This is a genomic window from Mesorhizobium sp. M2A.F.Ca.ET.043.02.1.1 (genome assembly GCF_003952405.1).
In the GTDB taxonomy this organism is placed as follows: Bacteria; Pseudomonadota; Alphaproteobacteria; order Rhizobiales; family Rhizobiaceae; genus Mesorhizobium.
On record NZ_CP034445.1, the window covers coordinates 5,930,353 to 5,947,765 of the forward strand.

Sequence of the window (17,413 nt, forward strand, 5' to 3'; positions counted from 1 at the left end):
TCCCCTTGTTTGAGGGGAGATTGGCACCTACAGCGCCTCGTTCACGCCATCTGCAGCTTCTGCCGGCTTGGCTGCGGCGGGAAGGCGATGGCGATGCCGGCGGCGCCCAGGCCGATCAGCGCGGAGCCGATGAACATCCAGTGGTAGCTGGCGGTGGCGTCGTAGATCATGCCGCCGGCAAGCGGCCCGAGCGACATGCCGAGGCTGGACAGCAGCGTCGCCGCGCCAAGCACCGTGCCGATGATGCGCAGGCCGAAATATTCGCGCGCCAGCACCGCGTAGAGCGGCATCACGCCGCCATAGGTGGCGCCGAAGATGACGGCCAGGAGGTAGAACTGCTCGATCCGGCCGACGGCGAGATACGCGGCGATCACCAGCCCCTGGATCGCGAGCCCGGCGACCAACACCGGTTTCACGCCCAGCCGGTCGCCGAGCACGCCGTAGAGCACGCGTCCGCCAAGGCCGGCCAGGCCCTCGACGCTGTAGATCGACACGGCCGCCATCGGCGCGATACCGCAGGACATGGCATAGCTCACCATGTGGAAGATCGGGCCCGAATGCGCCGCGCAACATGCGAAGAAGGTGAGCCCCAGCACGATGAATTGCGGCGAGCGCAGCGCCTGGCCGACGCTCATGCCGGGATCGTCGGCGGCGGGTGCCGGCGTGCCGTCGCTTGCCGCGGCCGCCGCCGGCGGCTGGCGCACCAGCAAGACGGCGGGCAAAAGCAGCACCCAGGCCATGACGCCGATATCGAACATGGCGGTGCGCCAGTCATAGGCGGTGATCAGCCAGCGCGCGAAGGGCGAGATGGTCATCGGCGCCACGCCCATGCCGGCCGAGACCAGCGACACGGCAAGGCTTCGGTTGGTGTCGAACCAGGCTGTGGTGAGCGCGATCATCGGCGCGAAGAAGGCGCTGGCCGCAAGGCCGACAATGATGCCGTAGCTGAGCTGGAAGACGATGAGCGAATTGGCGCGGCTCGCCACCACCAGCGACAGGCCGAGCAGCACGGCGCCCGCAAGCACCACGGGCCGCGCGCCGACCCGGTCATAGATCGCGCCCCAGGCGAAACCGCCGAGGCCCATGACGAGGAAGTTCAAGGTCATGGCGCTGGAGATGCCGGTGCGCGACCAGTTGGTGTCGAGCGACATCGGCTCCAGAAAGATCGCCAGCGAGAACATGGCGCCGAGCGCCACGCAGGTCATCAGCGCGCCGGCCGCGACGATGACCCAACGATAGGAATGGTTCATGGTTCTTCTCCATGCCGTAAGGCATCCTGTTTGATGCGGCACGGTTTTTCCAGTCCACCGGGCCGTTTGCGTCCAAAGGACGCCGGAGCGGGAACCGATCCTACAAATCCGGTTGCATTTTTTATCTGGTTTTTTGGGCGTGTCGTTATTTGGCGTCTACGCTCCGCCGCCGGCCTTTCAGTGTCAGCAGCCTGCGGCGCTCCACATTGACCGCGTTGCAGGCCCTTCTAGATTGAGCCGCAGCAACCAGCAGGAGCACCCCATGGAACTCTATCGCGGCCGGCTCATCGACCACATCCAGCTCGTGGTGCGCGACCTTGCGGCCAGCCGGCGTTTCTACGGCGCCCTGTTCGAGGTGCTGGGCATACCGATCGGCGGCGAGGCGCAGGACTATTTCTGGGCCGACGAATTGTTCGTCTCCAGCGCCGACAGCCGCGCCGCGCTCGGCGTGCTGACCGGCCGCCATCATCTCGCCTTCCAGGCGAAGGACCGAGCTATGGTCGATGCCTTTTACCAGGCCGGGCTCGCGGCCGGCGGCAAGGACAATGGCGCGCCGGGCGAGCGCCATTACCATCCCGGCTACTATGCCTGCTTCCTGCTCGACCCCGACGGCAACAACATCGAGGCAGTGTTCCACGGCGAGGCCAGGCGAAGCGCCGCGGCGGTGGAGATCAGCTTCTAGCGAGCGGCGTGCCGTCCCAGCCTGCCAGCTCGAGCCCCCCACGTATTCTCTCGCGGTCCTCGGATCGCTCCATGCGCGTTTCCTCGACGATTTTCGCGATTGTCAGACCCGGCTCCAGGGCGCGTCCTTCACGCACGCAAGCCAGCGCCTTCCCGGCGTCACCGCCCAGGGCGTAGCACGTTGCCAGTCTCGCCCATTGCCAGGCGCTCTTGCGGGGCAGGCAAGAGAAAGAGGCGGCCGCTTCGCGGTAGCGGCCGAGGATCAGCAGGGCTTCGCCCCGGTCGTAATAATACCAGGTCGGATGCATCGGATTGAGCTGGATGGCCTTGTCGAGCAGGGCCAGCCCGGCCTCGCCGTCGCCACGCAGCGCCCGGAAGAAGCCGGTTTGGGCGAGCGTGTCTGCATCGTAGGGATTGAGATCCAGCGCGCGGGCGAAGTGCTTCTCGACCGCGTCGTATTCGTCGCGGCCGCGATAGAGAAGCGTCAGCGCCAGCATGCGGTGGCAGCGCGCCTCGTCCGGGCTGAGCGCGATCGCATGCAGCGCCCGGTCGCGCGCCTGGTCGAGCACGGCGCGCGGCGCGTCGTTATAGCCGCCGATAATCACTTCGGCGAGGGCCAAATAGGCATGCGCCAGCCCTGATTGGGGATCGACCTCGATCGCCTTGAGGAAATGCGTGCGAGCCGCCTGGTTGACCCCTTCGCCATAGCTGCGCAGCAATTCCTTGCCGCGCAGGAAATGCAGATAGGCTTCGACATTGGCGGCGGGCGCGGGCAGGCCGCGCCGCATCACCGCGCTTTCGATGTTGGCGACCAGCGCCGTCACGATCCGCTGCGCTACCATCGTCTGGAAAGCGAAGATATCGGCCGTGGCAAAAGTGAAGCTCTGCGACCAGACGCGCCGGCCAGATGCCGTCTCGGTCAGAACCACGCGAGCGCTGTATTCCGCCCCGGCGGTTTCGACACGGCCTTCGGCGATATAGTCCGCGCCGAGCCGCTCCGCCGTCGCCCGGATGTCCTCGCGCGAATGCTCTGCCAGGGCGAAGGCGGAATGGCGCGCCAGCACGGCGACGGTCTTGAAGTATGAAAGCGCGTTGGTGATTTCCTCGACGGCACCGTCGAACAATGCCTTGGCGGTGGCGTCGGCGGGGTCCACATCAAACGGCAGCACCGCCACCGTAGGCTCCGCCCGCGCCGCGGATGCCGCCGGTGGCTGCGTGGCCTCGGTCTCGGGAAGCTGGAAAAGGTAGCCCCGGCGCGGCACGGTGCGGATCAGCGCCTGCGCCTCGTCGCCAATCGATTTGCGCGCGTCGCGGATCGATTGCGTGAGCGAGTCCTCGGTGACGATGATGCCCGGCCAGACCGCCTGCAACAGCTCGTCCTTGCTCAGCACCCGTCCGGGATTGCGCGTCAGGAAGGCGAGCAGTTCCAGGGTTTTTGGCCTGACGGGCACAATCTCGCCGTCGCGCCGGAGCGTACCCCGGTCAAGATCGAGAACAGCGCCGCCAATCCGTAGCGCCAAGCCCTTGCCCCATCGACACGCCTGATTGCGCGGGGTTCATTGGGAGGGCAAATCCCGGCAAGGTCAAGCCCGAAACATGCCGAGCAGGCCAAGCCACGAACGGCGGCGCGCGGCGTTCGGCTCGACGCGAGCCTCGCCAGGCGCGGTCTCGTTGGGCGGCAGCAGGTATAGCCAGGCCAGCATCTCGTTGGCCTCGCCGCAGCAGGGTCCCGCGATGCCCGCGGAAAGCATGCTCAGCGCTTCACCCCGCGACAGCGACGTCGGTGCAAATGATACGTCAGTCCTCGCATGCATGATCGACCTCCGTGGCTGGCGTCATGTGCTGCCATGAACGCCATCATCGTCCCGAGGGCGTCCGTTTGTCCTGAAACAATCCTGATTTTTCGCTGAATCCGTCCGGCCTAGCGGCGCCACAAGGGCTTGGCGAGTTCGTCGCGCACCTGGTCCATCGTCAGGCCGATATCGCCGATGAGATGCGGCGTCTCGCGCGCCCTGATCGCAAGCTCGTGACGAAACCGCGCCCGCTCGCCCCATGCCGACAGCAGGTCGAACAGGCCGGGCCGCTGCTCGGCCGCGTGGGCGTCCGTCAGCGGTTCGCTGAGATCGAGCCGCACGGCGTCACGGAATTCGGATATGGTGTCGAGCATCGTTTTCATGGTCGGCTCCCTCGTTTGAACGCTGCCCCATGGACAAGGGCATGCGGGGAGGCTGAACCTTCGCCATGCGCCGAACCATCGGCCGCATGCAGTGTTTTGGGTCCTGCATTTGTAGTATTTTGATGGTTCTACGGTTGATCGCATCTATGCCCGCTGGCAGGACAAGCCATGAACCGCATCGTGACGACCTCGGAGGCGTTGTCGGACCGCGAGCGCGCGGTGGCGGAGAGGTTCGCCGCCGGCATGACCTATCGCGAGATCGGCGAGGCGCTGTTCATCGCGCCGTCCACCGTGCGCACCCATCTCGCGGCGATCTATGAAAAGCTAGGCGTGCGCAGCAAGGTCGCGCTCGCCATGCATATCAACGCCATCGCAGCCGCGCCGGCCATGTCGCCGAACGGGCCCGAAGCTTCGCCGATGCTGGCGATATTCCCTATCGAATGCCTGAGTGCCGACGAGCAATGGCGCCGTTTTGCCGACGGCTTGTCGTCGGACATTACCGTCGATCTTGCGCGCTACGCGGACCTGCCGGTCGTTGCCTTCCACACCATGAAGGCCCTTGGCAGCAGGCCGGCCGATTTCGCCGCCGACGGCAAGGCGTTGGGTGCTGCCTATATCCTGTCTGGTCAATTGCGAGCGGACGGCCGACGGGTAAGGCTTACGATGGAACTCGCCGACGCACAGACCGGCGTCAGCCTCTGGAGCGAGCGCTTCGACCGGCCCGTGGAGGACATCTTTGCGCTGCAGGACAGCTTGACCGAAAGCGTCATCAACGTGCTCGCCGGCTGTTTCGGAACGATCGCCACGGTCGGCCGCAATGCGATCCGCCGCAAGCCGCCGGCTAGCCTGCGCGCCTACGACTGCTATCTGTTGGGCGTCGAGCAGCACAACACCTTCAGCCGCAGCGGCAACAGGGAAGCCATCAGGCTGTTTTCACGCGCGCTCGATCTTGACCCGACACTGGTCAGGGCCTGGACCGAACTTGCCTACGCCTATTCGATTGAGGCCTGCAACGGCTTCGGCGACGATCTGAACGCCTCGATCGCCAAATGGCGCTGGGCGGCCGAGAATGCCCTGCGGCTCGACCCGAGCGACAGCACTGCGCACAACTGCTTCGGCGATCTCATGGGCTGCCTCGGCGATCTGGAGGCAGCTGAAAGAGCGCACCGGCGCGCCTTCGAATGTGGGTCCAATCATGCCGACACACTGGCGCTGCTTGCCGGCAGCAAGGCGCTGGTCGCCGGCGATCCGGCCGAAGCGATCCTGCTCATCGAGCGCGCCATGCGCCTCAACCCGCTTGCCCCGCCATGGTATTTCGGCATGCAGGGGCGCGTCCTGTTCACGGCCGGCCGGTACCGGGAAGCCATAGCCGCGCTGCGACGGAGCACGCCGGATTCTCCGCACGTGCTGATATTTCTGATGCTCGCCCATGCGAGGGAGGGCGAGGGGGCCGAGGCGGCCGCCATCGCGGGCAGGTTGCGCACGGAATTTCCAGGCTTCTCGGTGGACGGTTTCATTGCGGGCTATCCCGTCACCAATCCGGACGCCGTGCGCGCTATCCGCGACGCGGCGAAGCTGGTGGCGATCCGTTAGCCGCCGCCCAGAAACGCCGCGATCAGCTTCAGCATGTTGCCGTCCTGCCCGAACTCCTTCGTGTCGAAGTCGCGGCTGCCTTGTCGCTGCGCCCTGGAGAGCTGGTCCAGATAGGCCGTCAGTTCGGCCCTGACCTTCTTGCAGCCGGGATCGTTCTCGGCGGTGAGGCCGGTGCTGAAGGCGACGATCTTGTCGACCATGTCGACGATTCCGGCGCCGTGCACCTTTTCATGCGCGATCAGGCCGGCCGCGAACCTGTCCCAGCGCGCCTGCAGGGCGGGGTCCAGCTTTCCGGCCGGCTTCGGCAGCGTGTAGGTGATGATCAGCTTCGGCCGCGCCGACTTCAGCACGCAGGCGCTGCCTTGCGGCTGGTAGTCGCGCTGCCAGGTCAGCTTGAAGAACGTGTGCGCGATGACGCGACGCCCGCCGCCGGCCGCGCCGACCAGCGGGCCCTTCTCGCCGATCGACAGATAGAGCTGCTCCGCGCTTTGCCCGGAGACGGCATAGGTCTCGATCCTCTCGATGGGCTTCCAGTCCGCCCGCGCAGGGGAGGCAAGGAGCAAGGCGCAAAGCAGGATGGCGAATTTCATGAGGGACTCGATGGGATTCCGTGCGTTAGGTGCATAGCGGTTGTCTCGTGCGAGATCAAAGCGCGCGGGCAATCCGTCCTTTGAGGAAGGAGACTACGAGACGCCGCGCCGGAACCCGCTCCGCCCGTCATCCGTTTCCTTGGCCAATCATCTTCCGTGGCCAATCATCCCAACCGATGGGGGAGGACAAGATGACCCGCAACGAGATCATTTCCGTGCTTGGACCGGTCGACGAGGCCGTTATTGCCGACATCGCGCTCACCGGCGCAAGCCTCGAGGAGCTGCGCGAGGCCTTCGCCTGGATCGGCGCCGACGAGGCGCTGGTGAATGAGGGCCATGCCATGCCTGGCGCCCGCGTGGCGAGACTGATCGAGATCCTCGAACCGCCGGAGGACGAGCCCGAGGCGCCGCGCGCGGCGGACTAGGGCGCCGGCGCTTCATGGGGAGGCGTTATAGATTCCCATCCCTGAAACAAAAGCCGCGTTCCCGGCGTTTGCGAATGCAAACTCGCAAGGTGCGCCATTGCCATCCACCTCGATCAAGAAAACCGAGTACGATCCGACCAGCAGGATCCTCTCTGTGTGGTTCGTGGCCAGCGGCAAGCGCTACGACTTTGAGGGCGTGCCGCCGGAGACTTACGCCGCGTTCCGGTCGGCCTTTGTCAAAGGCCGCTTTTTCAACGACCATATCCGCGGTCATTTCCGGTATCGCCGCGTTACCGATTAGCTGTCCAGTTCAAGCGGCTCATGCTCATCCTGGAACTGGTGCCACATAACCTGTCTGATGTCTTTGCAGTCGACGACCTGGCCGCACGTCTCGCAGCGATAGAAGTCCGAATTCCGAATGGAGCCCGGCGGGCGGTGCACCGTCACCCCTTTCGGCGGACCCAGCTCGGAAAGCCTCGTCATCCTCGAAGCTTCCTCGCCTCGCGCTCCAACGTCTTTCGGTCGTTGCCGTGCTCGCCGATCAGTTCACGCACCTGCTCGGGCGTGATGCGATGCTGTTTGGCGAAGTAGCGAACCTCGTAATCCTCATTCGCCGAAACTCGGTCGCGGTCCCTGAAATCGCGCTTGGTCTTGTCGTCTGCCATAGCCGTTCCTCCTGGTGAGAGAGAACAGAGTTCCGCACCGAATGTTCCCATTAGCTGCAGCTAACGGAACTGAAACGACCCTGCGCTATTGAATCAAACTTGAGTGATGCGTTGGGGCTCTCATGCGTAAGCCGGTTCGGCTGTCCTTCATTCGCCCGATGGAGCCTGAGCTTGTCGAGCAACCGCCAAAGGCAGACGGTTGGAGCCATGAGGTGAAATTCGACGGCTACAGATCGCAGATCATCAGGGACGATGAAGGCGTCCGTGTGTTCACAAAGTCGGGCATTGATTGGACCGCGAAGTACAAGTCGATCGCCAAGGAAGCCGAGACCCTGGAGGCAGAGAGCTTCATTATCGAAGGCGAGATGATTGTGCTCAACGAAAAAGGCCTGTCCGACTTCCATGCGCTGCGGTCGGCCATCACACAGCGGCCTCAGGCTCTCTATTTCGTCACATTCGACCTCCTGCATCTGAATGGCCATGACTTGCGCGACATGGCCCTGAAAGATCGCAGGGAGGTGCTGCAAGCGCTTATCCCGGCAGGTGGGCATATCCAGTTCTCGGAGGCTCTGCCGGGCACTGGCGACGCCGTTTACCACCTCGCGTGCGAGGCCAACCTGGAAGGCATCGTTTCGAAGCGCCTCGACAGTGTCTATCGCTCCGGCGCGACCATGAACTGGCGGAAAATCAAGTGCTACGTCGAAGCCGAAATGGACATCATTGGCGTGCAGCGTGAGGCGGGGAAGCCTGCCATGGTGCTGATGGCCGACAAGGGCCGGTACATGGGCGGTGCGTTTGTGACCTTCAAAGCCGACAAACGACAGGCTCTCTGGGATCGCGTGCAGGGCAAAGTTGGTGCTCCGCCTCCAAAGGGATTGGCAAAGCAGAAGGCGGAGTGGCTGAAGCCGGGCCTGGTCGGACGGGTGAAGTTCCTCAAGGGCGAGGAGACGTTGCGTCATGCCTCACTGAAGGATTTTCGCGAAAAGTAGGTGGAGTTACTGCGATGCCAGTTCGCCAGAAGGCGCAGGACGCCGGAATTTTCGAGCCTGCTCAATTGGAGTTCGTGGCAAGGGTGTTCGACCGGCTGAAAACTGAGGAGCAGACTGCCGATGAACGTGAGGCCCTGGCGTCACGAATCCTCGCCAACTTCATGGCCGGCATCGAGGATGAGGAAGAGCTTGTTTCGCTGTCACGGCTGGCTCTGGGTCGCTCACACATGTTCTAAGCGGCATCACGGTCGTTGCCTCATTAGTCGGGGTAGCTGTTGCTGCCAAGCTACAGCCCTTTACATGAGATTCCATTAGAAAAGGCTTGTGCGGGGTTTCCTGGGTTTCGGGCGGACCATCCGGGGAAAGGGGCGCACAGCAGTTTGAGGGAAGATGACCCGTCGGCTTAGGTCGGCGGGTTTTTCTTTCGAGCGACGGCTCTCATTTGAGATCGCACCTCAGATCGGTCGCGAGTCAAGGAGCGGTCCGCCAGCCGTCGGCGCCACGTTCTGTTGTCGGCGGTGATCTGGCCTTTCGGATCTACTATCGAAGCGCGCCCATCCGGCGCAAAGACAATTCCCCCAGCCTCCAAAGCCAGCCGCACAGCAAGCACACTGCCAGGTCGAGTGTTCTTTAGGCCGTTTTCGATTCCGCTGATCGTCGCTTCGCTGACGTTGGCCTTCGAAGCCAGGCGTACCCGCGACCAGTTCAAGAGGGCCCGGGCCAGTCTGACCTGTTCTGCGGAGAGTTCATGTCGGCTGTCCATAACTCTGGAACATTCAATCTCGCTAAAATGTTCCAGGCCGATTTTTGCAACGAAGCAGGTGGCAGCGCGGCTGCCAGGTTTTAACATTTGATGAAGACTTCAGTCTGAATGAGGTGGCGGCCGACGCCCTTCCTTCCGTTGGGAGTGGCTCCCTTTCCGTTCACGCCCTGGAGCGGCCCGACAGTTCCGCGTTGGGGTAGCGTTGGATGAACCGCCGGGCCTAGCCGACTCGGTGGGGAGCCGGTTGCAGCAGTGGGTATATTAGTGCGGCTGCATAAAGATCACGGTTGATGACTTTCCACCGTTTTTCGCCCATGGCACAGGGATGGACGTCCCTGCGCCGGGAGCGGCCCGGCAGGCTGACGGGGTAGGCCAGCGAACGCCGGGCCTAGCCGGCGGGGACTCGGAAACGAAACATGGCACCGGCTCGCTTTAATATACGCCTCTGCCGAGGGATCGGCACGCTGCCGTTGGTAGTAAGCCGGAATCGCTAAAGCATGTCTCCCGAAAGTGGGAATCGGTTTCGGGATAAAGACATGCGTAAAATCAAAAACCTAAAGCGCATGGAGCGAATCTGAAAGATCGCGACGCGCTTTAGGCCGGCGCTGGCGAGCATCGTGGCACGGCTATCGCCGCCATTCCACCGGCGAGGCGCACTTGCCGATAAGAGCGGCCCGGCGGTTCCGTTGGGTAGCGTTGATGGATGACCGCCGGGCCTAGCCGGCGCTGGGTTTCGGGTGGCGAACGCGGCGCCGGCTGGCGAAACACTACGCTCTTGCCGAAATAGTTGGCACGCATCCATAAGGACGAACGAGGGAGTAGACCAACGTCGTCCCATCTCGGGACCGAATTGCTGGCATCAATTTTGCGTCGGTCGAATTGCTGGCACAGCAAGGGATCTTTTCACATTGCGATTGTCTGCTCAGCCTGCGCGAAAGCCAGGATCACCGAAATGCATATACTCGGCGCCGTTGCAGATCGAGGATGTACAGATCGACGAGAACGGCGATGTGACCGTCTCGATTGTTACTGACGACATCTACTCGAAGAATTCCAAACAGCGCTATCAGATTACGCTGACCGAAGCCGAAATCTGCGTGCTCTCCCGCGGCGCCGAACGGCGCTTTCGAGTATGACGCTCGCGAATAAATCGCGATTTATGCATCTCTGCGGCGTTCATGCACGAAGATGAGGCGCCGGGCGCCCCGCTCCATCCCACGCGGTGGAGCATGGGTGCTTCTCCCTACTTGCCCCTCCAACCCCTCCCGTCATAGGTTTTGCCGCTTTGGCGGGAGGAAAAGCGTTTTGGAGACCAATGTCGTCATTGTCGGCGCCGGCCCTGCCGGGCTCGCTGTCGCGGCCTGCCTCAAACAGGCGGGCGTCGATTTCCTGATTCTCGAAAAGGCTGATGAGGTTGCGCCGTCCTGGCGGCGGCATTACCGGCGGCTGCATCTGCACACGGTGAAATCCTTCTCCTCGCTGCCTTTCGTGCCGTTCCCGAAACGCCATCCCCGCTACGTTCCGCGCGAAAAGGTGGTGGCCTATCTCGATTCCTATGCCGAGCGCTTCGGCCTTGAGCCGCGCTTCGGCGTCACGGTCAAATCCATCCGCCGCGAGGGCGAAAAATTCCTGGTCCAGACGGACGCCGGCGGGATCAGCGCCAGGAAGGTCGTCGTCGCCACCGGCAACAACGCCCAGCCGATCATGCCGGATTTCCCGGGCATCGAGGATTTCAAGGGCAAGGTGCTGCACAGCGCCGCCTACACCGAAGCGGCGCCCTATGCCGGCAAGGACGTGCTGATCGTCGGCATGGGCAATACTGGCGCGGAGATCGCGCTCGATCTGGCCGAAAGCGGCGCTCACCCCACCATCTCGGTGCGCAAGGGCGTCCACATCGTGCCGCGCCAGCTGTTCGGCGTGCCGATCCAGATGGTGGGCATCGCCAGCCGGACCATGCCGCAGGCGCTGAACGATTGGATGTTCCCCAAGATCCTCGACCGGGCGCTGGGCCGGCTGGAGCGATACGGCATCGTGCGGCCCAAGCAAGGCATCCTGCAAGGCATCGAGGCCGGCCGCATTCCGGTTATCGATATCGGCACCGTGGCGGCGATCAAGCAGGGTCGGATCGGCATCGCGCCGGACATCGCAAGCTTCACCGGAGACGGCGTGACATTCGTCGATGGCGTGGAGAAGAAATTCGACGCGGCCATTTTCGCCACCGGCTACCGTCCGGCCTATGACGCCTTCCTGCCGGCGCAGCTCAGACCGGACAAGAGCGGCGTCAACGCGCGGGCGAGCGAATTGGGCGTCTATCTCGTCGGCTTCTACAACCCCGTCACGGGTCTGCTGCGCGAGATCGGCATCGAGGCGCAGGCAGTGGCGAGGGATATTGCGGGGAGGTGAGGAGGTCGCGGCCAACATGATAGGCCGGGTTCCTTCGCCCCCCTCTCTGTCCTGCCGGACATCTTCCCCTCAAGGGGGGAGATTGGCAGCTTCCGACGGCCGTCTCCCTGCAGCGCTGGTGATTGGCGAAAGCATACATGACATATAATCTCCCCCCTTGAGGGGGAGATGCCCAGTAGGGCAGAGAGGGGGGCCTCGCCAAGACCTTTCTGTGTTTTGAGCCCCGCCACCTGAATCGGGTGGCGCATCGGACCACCTCATGCGAAGCCATTGCTGCCAATGAGGGATCGGCCATGCTCATGCTCTACGATTATCTCCCGTCGCAAAACGCCTGGAAGATCCGCGTCCTGCTCGGCCTGCTCGGCATCGCTTACGAAACCCGCATGGTCTCGATCTTCGAGGGCGAGAGCCGCACGGAGGCTTTCCTGAAGCTCAACCCGGCCGGCGCCGTTCCGGTGCTCGCCGTGGACAATGGCCAGGCGATCGCCGAGTCCAACGCAATCCTCACCCTCGTCGCCGAGGGCACGCCCTATTTGCCGACGGACCGGCTTGCCCGCGCCAAGGTCATGCAGTGGCTGTTCTTCGAGCAGTATTATGTCGAGCCGGTCATCGGCTCGCTGCGCTTCTGGAGCCTGACCGGCCGGCTGGAGCGCAACCAGGCGCTGGTTGCCGGCAAGCGCGAGGCGGGTGTGCGAGCGCTTGGCGCGCTGGAGCGCAGCCTGGCCGACACGCCTTTCCTGGTCGGCGATACGCTCACCATCGCCGACATCGCCGTCTATGCCTACAGCCACCGCGCTGAGGATTGCGGTTTCTCCCTCGCCGATTATCCGGCGGTAGAGGGCTGGGTGGAAAGAGTGGGCGAGGCGATCGGGCCCGGCTATCCGGTGCATCCCTACAGCATCGATCCGCATTCGGGCGGGTGAGGGCTGATTGCCAGCTGTCGGCGCCGAGTTCCTTCGCGCCGACGTTCAATAGTCCTCAGGACTTCGACCCCTACCGGTCCACCAGCGACATCGTGCGCTCGTTATACCTTGGCCCGGATACCTTGTCGGGCGTCAGCGCCATGTCGAGCCCCAGTATCTCGGTCGCGTCGAGCGTGATGTCCGCCGCCGCGACATTTTCTTCCAGATAGGTCCGCCGCTTGGTGCCGGGGATCGGCACGATGTCGATGCCGAAGTCCGGCCCCTTGGCGAGCAGCCAGGCGATCGCGATCTGGCCGGGCTTCACGCCTTTTGCCGCTGCAATGTCGCGCACCGCGGCGGCGGCCGCGACATTCAAGTCGAAATTCTCGCCCTGGTAGCGCGGGTCGCCGCGGCGGAAATCGCCCTGCGGATAGTCCTCCGCGCGCTTGACGTCGCCGGCCAGGAAACCGCGGCCGAGCGGCGCGAAGGGCACCAGGCCGATGCCCAACTCCTTCAGCGCCGGGATGATCTCGGGCTCGAGGTTGCGCTCCCAGAGCGAGTATTCGCTCTGCAGCGCCGAGACCGGATGCGCGGCATGCGCGCGGCGGATGTTGGCAATGCCCGCTTCCGACAGGCCGAAGAAGCGCACCTTGCCCTCGGCCACCAGCTCGCCGACCGCGCCCGCGACATCCTCCATCGGCACCGCGGGGTCGACGCGGTGCTGGTAAAGCAGATCGATGCGATCGGTAGCGAGCCGCTTGAGCGAAGCCTCCACCACCTCCCGTATATGGTCGGGCCGGCTGTCGGTGCCGGACTGCTTGCCGTCGACGATGCGGAAGCCGAACTTGGTCGCGATCGTCACCTGGTCGCGCCGGCCTTGCAGCGCGCGCCCAAGCAGTTCCTCGTTGACGAACGGCCCGTAGACCTCGGCCGTGTCGAGAAAGGTGCAGCCGAGCTCGATCGCCCGGTGGATCGTCGCGATCGACTCCGCCTCGTCGGCTGGGCCGTAGGCCTGGCTCATGCCCATGCAGCCGAGGCCGATGGCCGAGACTTCGAGCCCCTGGCTTCCGAGTTTGTGTTTGCCGAGGCTCATATGTCCTTGTCTCCCGCGAAAAATCAGCGCTCGCGAAAGTATAGGGCGGGGACAGGACACGTCCAGCGCCGAGCCGGCGGCGTTTGATCCAGGTCAAGGAAACCGCAGGGCGGCGCCGTATAGTCGGTCCGTCTTGGGAAGGACACAAGGCGGGCGGGTGGTTCCGGCCGACTCCACTCCCTCGGGGACTCACGGAACCACCCACACCGACGTTTGGTAATATCGGACAAAGACTGTAGCGCGTCGCCCGAACTCGTTTTCGGCGCGACGCGCTTTTTTATGCATCCAGAGTTCACGCCGCGCCGGTACGCCCGGCTCAACTATAAGGCGACAGGCACTGCTGGCGAGGGCCGCCATAGGGCTGGTAGCTGTTGTCCCAGGCGCGGTAGGAGCGGTAGCGGTCATAGCACCAGCGCACATGGGCGGCCGCCAGGCGCGCCGCTGGGGGCGGGGGTGGCGCGACCGTGGCGGCCGCCACGCCGGCCGCGAAGGCGGCGGCCGGGAACCAGTAGCCATTGTAGTAGCGGTAGCCGGGGCGCACGCGCCAATAGCCGCGGTAGCCGTTGTAGTAATAGACGCCGCCAACGACGTAGAAGCCGCGCCGGTACCAGACCGGCGTCGCCTGGCTGGTCACGGATGCCTGGCCGGGGGCGGGCACGATCGGAACGGCCTCGGCCGGCGAGGCCAGCATCGATGCGCCGAGCACCAGGCCGCAAAGGGCCGTCACTATCCATTTCATCGTCTCTCTCCTTTGTTGTGTGTCACCTGGGATCACGGGGGGATCACGGGCGCTTCAGCGCCCGCAGTTCGGAAATCGAAAGCGCGCCGTCGCCATCGGTGTCCGCCTGCAGCAGCCGGTCGGGAATGACGGCCGTGAATTCGTCGCGCGAGATTTTGCCGTCGCCGTTGCGGTCCATGCGGCTCGCCTCGGCATGCAGCCCCGCGAAACGCGCGGCCTGGACGTCGCGCTTCGCCTTGACCTGCTCCACGGCCGCGCGCACCTCGTCGGGGTCGAGCACGCCATTGTGGTTGGCGTCCAGCCGGTCGAACATCCGCGCCCGCGCTGCCTGGATCTCGCTGAATTCGAGCTTTCTGTCGCCATTGGTGTCGATGCGCCGGAACGCTTCCCGGGCGCCCTGGTCGGCGGCGAAGGCGCTGCAGCCGCACAGAAGCAGCCCGGCGAGGGCCGTCACAATCTTGGTCATCCGGGTCTCCGCTGTAATCGACGGCCCGCCGCGGACCGTCCTTGCAGCGCCTCCTACGCGCAAGTTCGACGGCTCCTACGCGCTGCCCGCGAATTTTTCGGAAAGTTCGATGCACGGGGCGCCGCGCCACGGCGGCCGGCAAAAAAATCCGGACGTCGGCGTAGGAGCACGAACCGGGCTGCGTATTGGCCGACAGTCGCCCCCGCGACGTGACAGTCGAAAGGACCAACCATGAAACACTCAGCAATCCTTGCGGGCCTGCTTCTCGGGCTCGCTCCGGTCTGCGCCGCCGCGGCGCAGGACATGCCCGGCCAGCGCATCCTGCAGCGCCTCGACACCAATGGCGACGGCGCGATCTCGAAGGACGAGATGCTCGCCGCCCGCGAACGTCTCTTCAAAAGGCTCGACCGCAATGGCGACGGCGTCGTCGACGAGAACGAGATCGAGACCGCCCGCCAGGCCATCGATGACCGCGCCCTGGCAGCCGAGGCCCGCCTCGGCAATCGTTGGCGGCGCATGGACAGGAATGGCGACGGCAAGGTCACCGAGGACGAATTCCAGGCCAGCACGCCGCTCTTCGATCTCGCCGACCGCAATGGCGACGGCAGGCTCTCCGCCGACGAGATCGCGGCCATTCGCAAGATCGTGGCCGCCCACGCCAACTGACCAACCTGCCTTCCAGAAAGGAAATGACATGCTTTCAACATTCAAACTTCCGCTGCTTTGCCTCGGCGCGATGGTTGTCTGGTCGGCCGCTTCCCCTGCCTCGGCCGAGGAGTGGACGCGCGAGACCGTGCATGGCGGCGAACTGAGCCGCAGCGTCGACCGGGACGGCAATATCTACACCGGCTCGACGACGCGCACCGGACCGAATGGCGGCACCTACACGTCGAACTCAACCTGCAAGGCCGGCGTTGTTGACCGCTGCTCCAGGAGCTATTCTGCCACCGGGCCGAATGGCAAGACCGTTTCAGGTCAGCGCTACAGCGCGGCCGGACCGTTTCGCGGCCGTTCGGTCGGCAGCTTCACGGGCCCGAACGGCAACACGGTTCACGGCTTCCGCCGTTGGCGCCGCTGACATCTGGTGGTGGACTTGACGTCGGAATTCGTTCTTCTCCCGAGCCGGATCGTCGCGGATTTCTCCCTCGCCGCCGGAGGCTCCTCGACCGGTGCCCGCCGCCGTGCGGGATGAAGCTGTCGGTGGCGATGAGGAGCTTCTGGCCCGCATCGCCGCGGGCAGCCAGGCGGCTTTGTCCGCGCTCATGGCCCGTCACGGCCGTGGGCTGCGCACATTCGCCACGCGCTATCTCGGTCATGCGGCCGATGCCGAGGACGTGGTGCAGGAGGTGTTCGTGACCGTCTGGAAACAGGCCGCGCGCTTCGATCCCGGCAGGGCGCGCGCCTCGACCTGGCTCTACCGGATCACGGCCAACCGCTGCATCGACCAGCGCCGGCGCCGCGCGCTGCGCAATTTCTTCGGCCTGGACGATGTCGCGGAGGAGCCGGCCGCGCTGGAAGCCAATGCCGAGACGGCGACGGCGGCCAGGCAGGAGCTGGCAATCGTGCGCGATGGCCTGTCGCGCCTGCCGGAGCGCCAGCGGATGGCGCTGCTTCTTAGGGCGGTGGGCGAGCTTGACATCGGTGCGATCGCCGAGGTGATGGGCGCCAGCGCCGGCTCGGTCGAACAGTTGCTCGTGCGCGGGCGCCGCGCGCTCAGGGATCATTTGGCAGATGCGGCCGCGGGCCGCGAAAGGAAGTCCTCATGACACGCGAGGAATTCGAGAACAACCGGCGCCGCTTCGGCGACGACATCGATGCCTGGCCGGCGCCCTTGAGAGGGCCCGCCCTGGCATTCATGGCGCTTGACGGCGATGCCGGCGCCGACGCGGCGCTCGACAGGCTCGTGCGGCAGGCCGCGCTGATCGAGGGCGACGATCGCGCCTTGGCGCGCAAGGTGCTGGCGCGCATCGATCGCGGCGCGGCGCGTCCTTCGCTGCTGCCGCGCTTCCTCGTCGCGCCGGCCGGCATCGCCGCTTGCGCCGCGGCCTTGCTCGTCACCGCGACAGTCGCAGGTTACCAGGTGGCGCGTCTTCAGGACCAGTCGCAGGATTCTGAGCTTCTGGCGCTCGCCGCGGGCGCCAGGCTTCCCGACGACGGCGGACCGCCGATCGCCGGCGATGCGAGCGAGGGAGACGCGCTATGACCGGTCGTTCATGGATCTGGGCTGCCGTGCTGGTCGTGCTTGCCCTTTCGCTCGCGCTCAACTTCTTCTTTATCGGCTATGCCGCGCATGGCCTGCGCCAGGCGGCCGTCGGGCGCGGGCTGCTGGCGGAAGTCGCGGGCGCCTACTCGCCGGAGGTGCGCAAGGAGTTCCGCGCGGTTATGCGCGACAACCGCGGCCGCACGTTCGAGGCGCTGCGGCAGCTGCGCGCGGCGCGCGCCGACCTGGCTGCGGCCGAGAAGGCGCAGCCTTTCGACGAGGGGGCGGTTAGGCAGGCGATGGCCGCGGTGCGCGCCGCCACCACAAACCTTCAGGCAACGGTGCAGGACTACCTGCTTGCCGCCATGAAGAACGTCAACGCCAAGCCGGCCGGGTGAGCCATCGCCCCACTCGCGGCACAATTGCCGTGACCTATTCTAGAGCAATTCCAGGAAAAGTGCGGAGCGGTTTTCCGTCA

General features: G+C 64.8%; 24 protein-coding genes. 14 read left to right on the plus strand and 10 right to left on the minus strand.

All coding sequences use genetic code 11. From position 1 onward, the window contains the following. Positions 1–41: 41 nt before the first annotated feature. Entirely contained in the window at positions 42–1,250 is a 1,209-nt protein-coding gene (locus EJ068_RS28420; protein WP_127251011.1) for an MFS transporter, read from the minus strand. A 262-nt stretch (positions 1,251–1,512) separates the two neighbouring features. Here EJ068_RS28420 and EJ068_RS28425 point away from each other — a divergent pair, with 262 nt between their 5' ends. Beyond that, positions 1,513–1,932: a VOC family protein gene (locus EJ068_RS28425; protein ID WP_127251010.1), complete on the plus strand. Its 420-nt coding sequence runs from the start codon at positions 1,513–1,515 to the stop codon at positions 1,930–1,932. Here EJ068_RS28425 and EJ068_RS28430 read toward each other — a convergent pair. The 3 genes from EJ068_RS28430 to EJ068_RS28435 form a co-directional block, all read right to left on the minus strand. Next, complete coding sequence (locus EJ068_RS28430; protein ID WP_127251009.1) at positions 1,922–3,451, minus strand: winged helix-turn-helix domain-containing protein; 1,530 nt, start codon at positions 3,449–3,451, stop codon at positions 1,922–1,924. The two genes, EJ068_RS28425 and EJ068_RS28430, sit on opposite strands and share 11 nt — an antisense overlap. Before the next feature lie 63 nt (positions 3,452–3,514). Beyond that, the gene (locus tag EJ068_RS32855; protein WP_189439089.1) at positions 3,515–3,682 is read right to left on the minus strand and encodes a hypothetical protein; all 168 of its coding nucleotides are present in this window, start codon (positions 3,680–3,682) and stop codon (positions 3,515–3,517) included. A gap of 170 nt (positions 3,683–3,852) precedes the next feature. Continuing rightward, on the minus strand, positions 3,853–4,107 hold the full coding sequence (locus EJ068_RS28435) for a DUF1127 domain-containing protein (RefSeq protein ID WP_127251007.1): 255 nt from the start codon (positions 4,105–4,107) through the stop codon (positions 3,853–3,855). 168 nt (positions 4,108–4,275) lie between these two features. On the opposite strand from EJ068_RS28435, the gene EJ068_RS28440 reads away from it, so the two are divergent. Then, the gene (locus EJ068_RS28440; RefSeq protein WP_127251006.1) at positions 4,276–5,700 is read left to right on the plus strand and encodes a LuxR C-terminal-related transcriptional regulator; all 1,425 of its coding nucleotides are present in this window, start codon (positions 4,276–4,278) and stop codon (positions 5,698–5,700) included. Here EJ068_RS28440 and EJ068_RS28445 read toward each other — a convergent pair. Further along, the gene (locus tag EJ068_RS28445; RefSeq protein ID WP_127251005.1) at positions 5,697–6,290 is read right to left on the minus strand and encodes a DUF922 domain-containing protein; all 594 of its coding nucleotides are present in this window, start codon (positions 6,288–6,290) and stop codon (positions 5,697–5,699) included. The two genes, EJ068_RS28440 and EJ068_RS28445, sit on opposite strands and share 4 nt — an antisense overlap. Positions 6,291–6,481: 191 nt before the next feature. On the opposite strand from EJ068_RS28445, the gene EJ068_RS28450 reads away from it, so the two are divergent. Then, positions 6,482–6,715 (plus strand): hypothetical protein, encoded by a 234-nt coding sequence (locus EJ068_RS28450; protein ID WP_127251004.1) that lies wholly within the window; start codon positions 6,482–6,484, stop codon positions 6,713–6,715. Between the two features lie 97 nt (positions 6,716–6,812). After that, positions 6,813–7,016 carry a KTSC domain-containing protein gene (locus EJ068_RS28455; RefSeq protein WP_126061481.1) on the plus strand — a complete coding sequence of 68 codons (204 nt, stop codon included), beginning with the start codon at positions 6,813–6,815 and terminating at the stop codon, positions 7,014–7,016. Positions 7,017–7,194: 178 nt separating this feature from the next. Here EJ068_RS28455 and EJ068_RS28460 read toward each other — a convergent pair whose 3' ends face one another. Further along, entirely contained in the window at positions 7,195–7,380 is a 186-nt protein-coding gene (locus EJ068_RS28460) for a DUF3606 domain-containing protein (protein WP_042642958.1), read from the minus strand. Between the two features lie 122 nt (positions 7,381–7,502). Between EJ068_RS28460 and EJ068_RS28465 the strand changes: the two genes are divergently transcribed. Together EJ068_RS28465 and EJ068_RS28470 are read left to right on the plus strand one after the other, a co-directional pair. Beyond that, positions 7,503–8,369, plus strand: coding sequence for an RNA ligase family protein (locus EJ068_RS28465; protein WP_126083331.1), 867 nt, complete (start codon positions 7,503–7,505; stop codon positions 8,367–8,369). Positions 8,370–8,383: 14 nt separating this feature from the next. Then, positions 8,384–8,605 (plus strand): hypothetical protein, encoded by a 222-nt coding sequence (locus EJ068_RS28470; protein WP_127251003.1) that lies wholly within the window; start codon positions 8,384–8,386, stop codon positions 8,603–8,605. A gap of 167 nt (positions 8,606–8,772) precedes the next feature. Here EJ068_RS28470 and EJ068_RS33760 read toward each other — a convergent pair whose 3' ends face one another. Next, entirely contained in the window at positions 8,773–9,219 is a 447-nt protein-coding gene (locus tag EJ068_RS33760; protein ID WP_348527618.1) for a helix-turn-helix transcriptional regulator, read from the minus strand. An 884-nt stretch (positions 9,220–10,103) separates the two neighbouring features. Here EJ068_RS33760 and EJ068_RS32860 point away from each other — a divergent pair. The 3 genes from EJ068_RS32860 to EJ068_RS28490 all read left to right on the plus strand — a co-directional run bounded on the left by EJ068_RS32860 (position 10,104) and on the right by EJ068_RS28490 (position 12,458). Then, positions 10,104–10,268, plus strand: coding sequence for a hypothetical protein (locus EJ068_RS32860; protein ID WP_189341959.1), 165 nt, complete (start codon positions 10,104–10,106; stop codon positions 10,266–10,268). A 169-nt stretch (positions 10,269–10,437) separates the two neighbouring features. Then, positions 10,438–11,535: an NAD(P)/FAD-dependent oxidoreductase gene (locus EJ068_RS28480; RefSeq protein WP_127251002.1), complete on the plus strand. Its 1,098-nt coding sequence runs from the start codon at positions 10,438–10,440 to the stop codon at positions 11,533–11,535. A gap of 293 nt (positions 11,536–11,828) precedes the next feature. Next, on the plus strand, positions 11,829–12,458 hold the full coding sequence (locus EJ068_RS28490) for a glutathione S-transferase family protein (protein WP_126083329.1): 630 nt from the start codon (positions 11,829–11,831) through the stop codon (positions 12,456–12,458). A 70-nt stretch (positions 12,459–12,528) separates the two neighbouring features. Here the strand turns inward: EJ068_RS28490 and EJ068_RS28495 are convergent, their stop codons facing one another. The 3 genes from EJ068_RS28495 to EJ068_RS28505 form a co-directional block, all read right to left on the minus strand. Then, positions 12,529–13,530, minus strand: coding sequence for an aldo/keto reductase (locus EJ068_RS28495; protein WP_127251001.1), 1,002 nt, complete (start codon positions 13,528–13,530; stop codon positions 12,529–12,531). 316 nt (positions 13,531–13,846) lie between these two features. Then, positions 13,847–14,269, minus strand: coding sequence for a BA14K family protein (locus EJ068_RS28500; protein ID WP_127251000.1), 423 nt, complete (start codon positions 14,267–14,269; stop codon positions 13,847–13,849). A 43-nt stretch (positions 14,270–14,312) separates the two neighbouring features. Next, the gene (locus EJ068_RS28505) at positions 14,313–14,735 is read right to left on the minus strand and encodes an EF-hand domain-containing protein (protein WP_127250999.1); all 423 of its coding nucleotides are present in this window, start codon (positions 14,733–14,735) and stop codon (positions 14,313–14,315) included. Between the two features lie 231 nt (positions 14,736–14,966). Here EJ068_RS28505 and EJ068_RS28510 point away from each other — a divergent pair, with 231 nt between their 5' ends. The 5 genes from EJ068_RS28510 (at position 14,967) to EJ068_RS28530 (ending at position 17,333) form a co-directional block, all read left to right on the plus strand. Then, positions 14,967–15,401: an EF-hand domain-containing protein gene (locus EJ068_RS28510; RefSeq protein ID WP_127250998.1), complete on the plus strand. Its 435-nt coding sequence runs from the start codon at positions 14,967–14,969 to the stop codon at positions 15,399–15,401. A gap of 28 nt (positions 15,402–15,429) precedes the next feature. After that, complete coding sequence (locus EJ068_RS28515) at positions 15,430–15,813, plus strand: hypothetical protein (protein WP_127250997.1); 384 nt, start codon at positions 15,430–15,432, stop codon at positions 15,811–15,813. 91 nt (positions 15,814–15,904) lie between these two features. Further along, a complete protein-coding gene (locus EJ068_RS28520) occupies positions 15,905–16,501 on the plus strand; it encodes a sigma-70 family RNA polymerase sigma factor (protein WP_127250996.1) in 597 nt (198 codons plus the stop codon). After that, positions 16,498–16,938: a hypothetical protein gene (locus EJ068_RS28525; protein ID WP_127250995.1), complete on the plus strand. Its 441-nt coding sequence runs from the start codon at positions 16,498–16,500 to the stop codon at positions 16,936–16,938. The genes EJ068_RS28520 and EJ068_RS28525 overlap by 4 nt, the downstream gene beginning before the upstream one ends. After that, positions 16,935–17,333, plus strand: a complete 399-nt coding sequence (locus EJ068_RS28530) for a periplasmic heavy metal sensor (protein ID WP_127250994.1) — start codon at positions 16,935–16,937, stop codon at positions 17,331–17,333. The genes EJ068_RS28525 and EJ068_RS28530 overlap by 4 nt, the downstream gene beginning before the upstream one ends. Positions 17,334–17,413 lie beyond the last annotated feature (80 nt).

Bases quoted from the DNA above. Each gene is read 5' to 3' on its own strand.
- EJ068_RS28420 (WP_127251011.1), bottom strand. From the start codon at position 1,250: ATGAACCATTCCTATCGTTGGGTCATCGTCGCGGCCGGCGCGCTGATG.
- EJ068_RS28425 (WP_127251010.1), top strand. From the start codon at position 1,513: ATGGAACTCTATCGCGGCCGGCTCATCGACCACATCCAGCTCGTGGTG.
- EJ068_RS32855 (WP_189439089.1), bottom strand. From the start codon at position 3,682: ATGCTTTCCGCGGGCATCGCGGGACCCTGCTGCGGCGAGGCCAACGAG.
- EJ068_RS28435 (WP_127251007.1), bottom strand. From the start codon at position 4,107: ATGAAAACGATGCTCGACACCATATCCGAATTCCGTGACGCCGTGCGG.
- EJ068_RS28440 (WP_127251006.1), top strand. From the start codon at position 4,276: ATGAACCGCATCGTGACGACCTCGGAGGCGTTGTCGGACCGCGAGCGC.
- EJ068_RS28445 (WP_127251005.1), bottom strand. From the start codon at position 6,290: ATGAAATTCGCCATCCTGCTTTGCGCCTTGCTCCTTGCCTCCCCTGCG.
- EJ068_RS28450 (WP_127251004.1), top strand. From the start codon at position 6,482: ATGACCCGCAACGAGATCATTTCCGTGCTTGGACCGGTCGACGAGGCC.
- EJ068_RS28460 (WP_042642958.1), bottom strand. From the start codon at position 7,380: ATGGCAGACGACAAGACCAAGCGCGATTTCAGGGACCGCGACCGAGTT.
- EJ068_RS28465 (WP_126083331.1), top strand. From the start codon at position 7,503: ATGCGTAAGCCGGTTCGGCTGTCCTTCATTCGCCCGATGGAGCCTGAG.
- EJ068_RS28470 (WP_127251003.1), top strand. From the start codon at position 8,384: ATGCCAGTTCGCCAGAAGGCGCAGGACGCCGGAATTTTCGAGCCTGCT.
- EJ068_RS33760 (WP_348527618.1), bottom strand. From the start codon at position 9,219: ATGTTAAAACCTGGCAGCCGCGCTGCCACCTGCTTCGTTGCAAAAATC.
- EJ068_RS28490 (WP_126083329.1), top strand. From the start codon at position 11,829: ATGCTCATGCTCTACGATTATCTCCCGTCGCAAAACGCCTGGAAGATC.
- EJ068_RS28495 (WP_127251001.1), bottom strand. From the start codon at position 13,530: ATGAGCCTCGGCAAACACAAACTCGGAAGCCAGGGGCTCGAAGTCTCG.
- EJ068_RS28500 (WP_127251000.1), bottom strand. From the start codon at position 14,269: ATGAAATGGATAGTGACGGCCCTTTGCGGCCTGGTGCTCGGCGCATCG.
- EJ068_RS28505 (WP_127250999.1), bottom strand. From the start codon at position 14,735: ATGACCAAGATTGTGACGGCCCTCGCCGGGCTGCTTCTGTGCGGCTGC.
- EJ068_RS28510 (WP_127250998.1), top strand. From the start codon at position 14,967: ATGAAACACTCAGCAATCCTTGCGGGCCTGCTTCTCGGGCTCGCTCCG.
- EJ068_RS28515 (WP_127250997.1), top strand. From the start codon at position 15,430: ATGCTTTCAACATTCAAACTTCCGCTGCTTTGCCTCGGCGCGATGGTT.
- EJ068_RS28525 (WP_127250995.1), top strand. From the start codon at position 16,498: ATGACACGCGAGGAATTCGAGAACAACCGGCGCCGCTTCGGCGACGAC.
- EJ068_RS28530 (WP_127250994.1), top strand. From the start codon at position 16,935: ATGACCGGTCGTTCATGGATCTGGGCTGCCGTGCTGGTCGTGCTTGCC.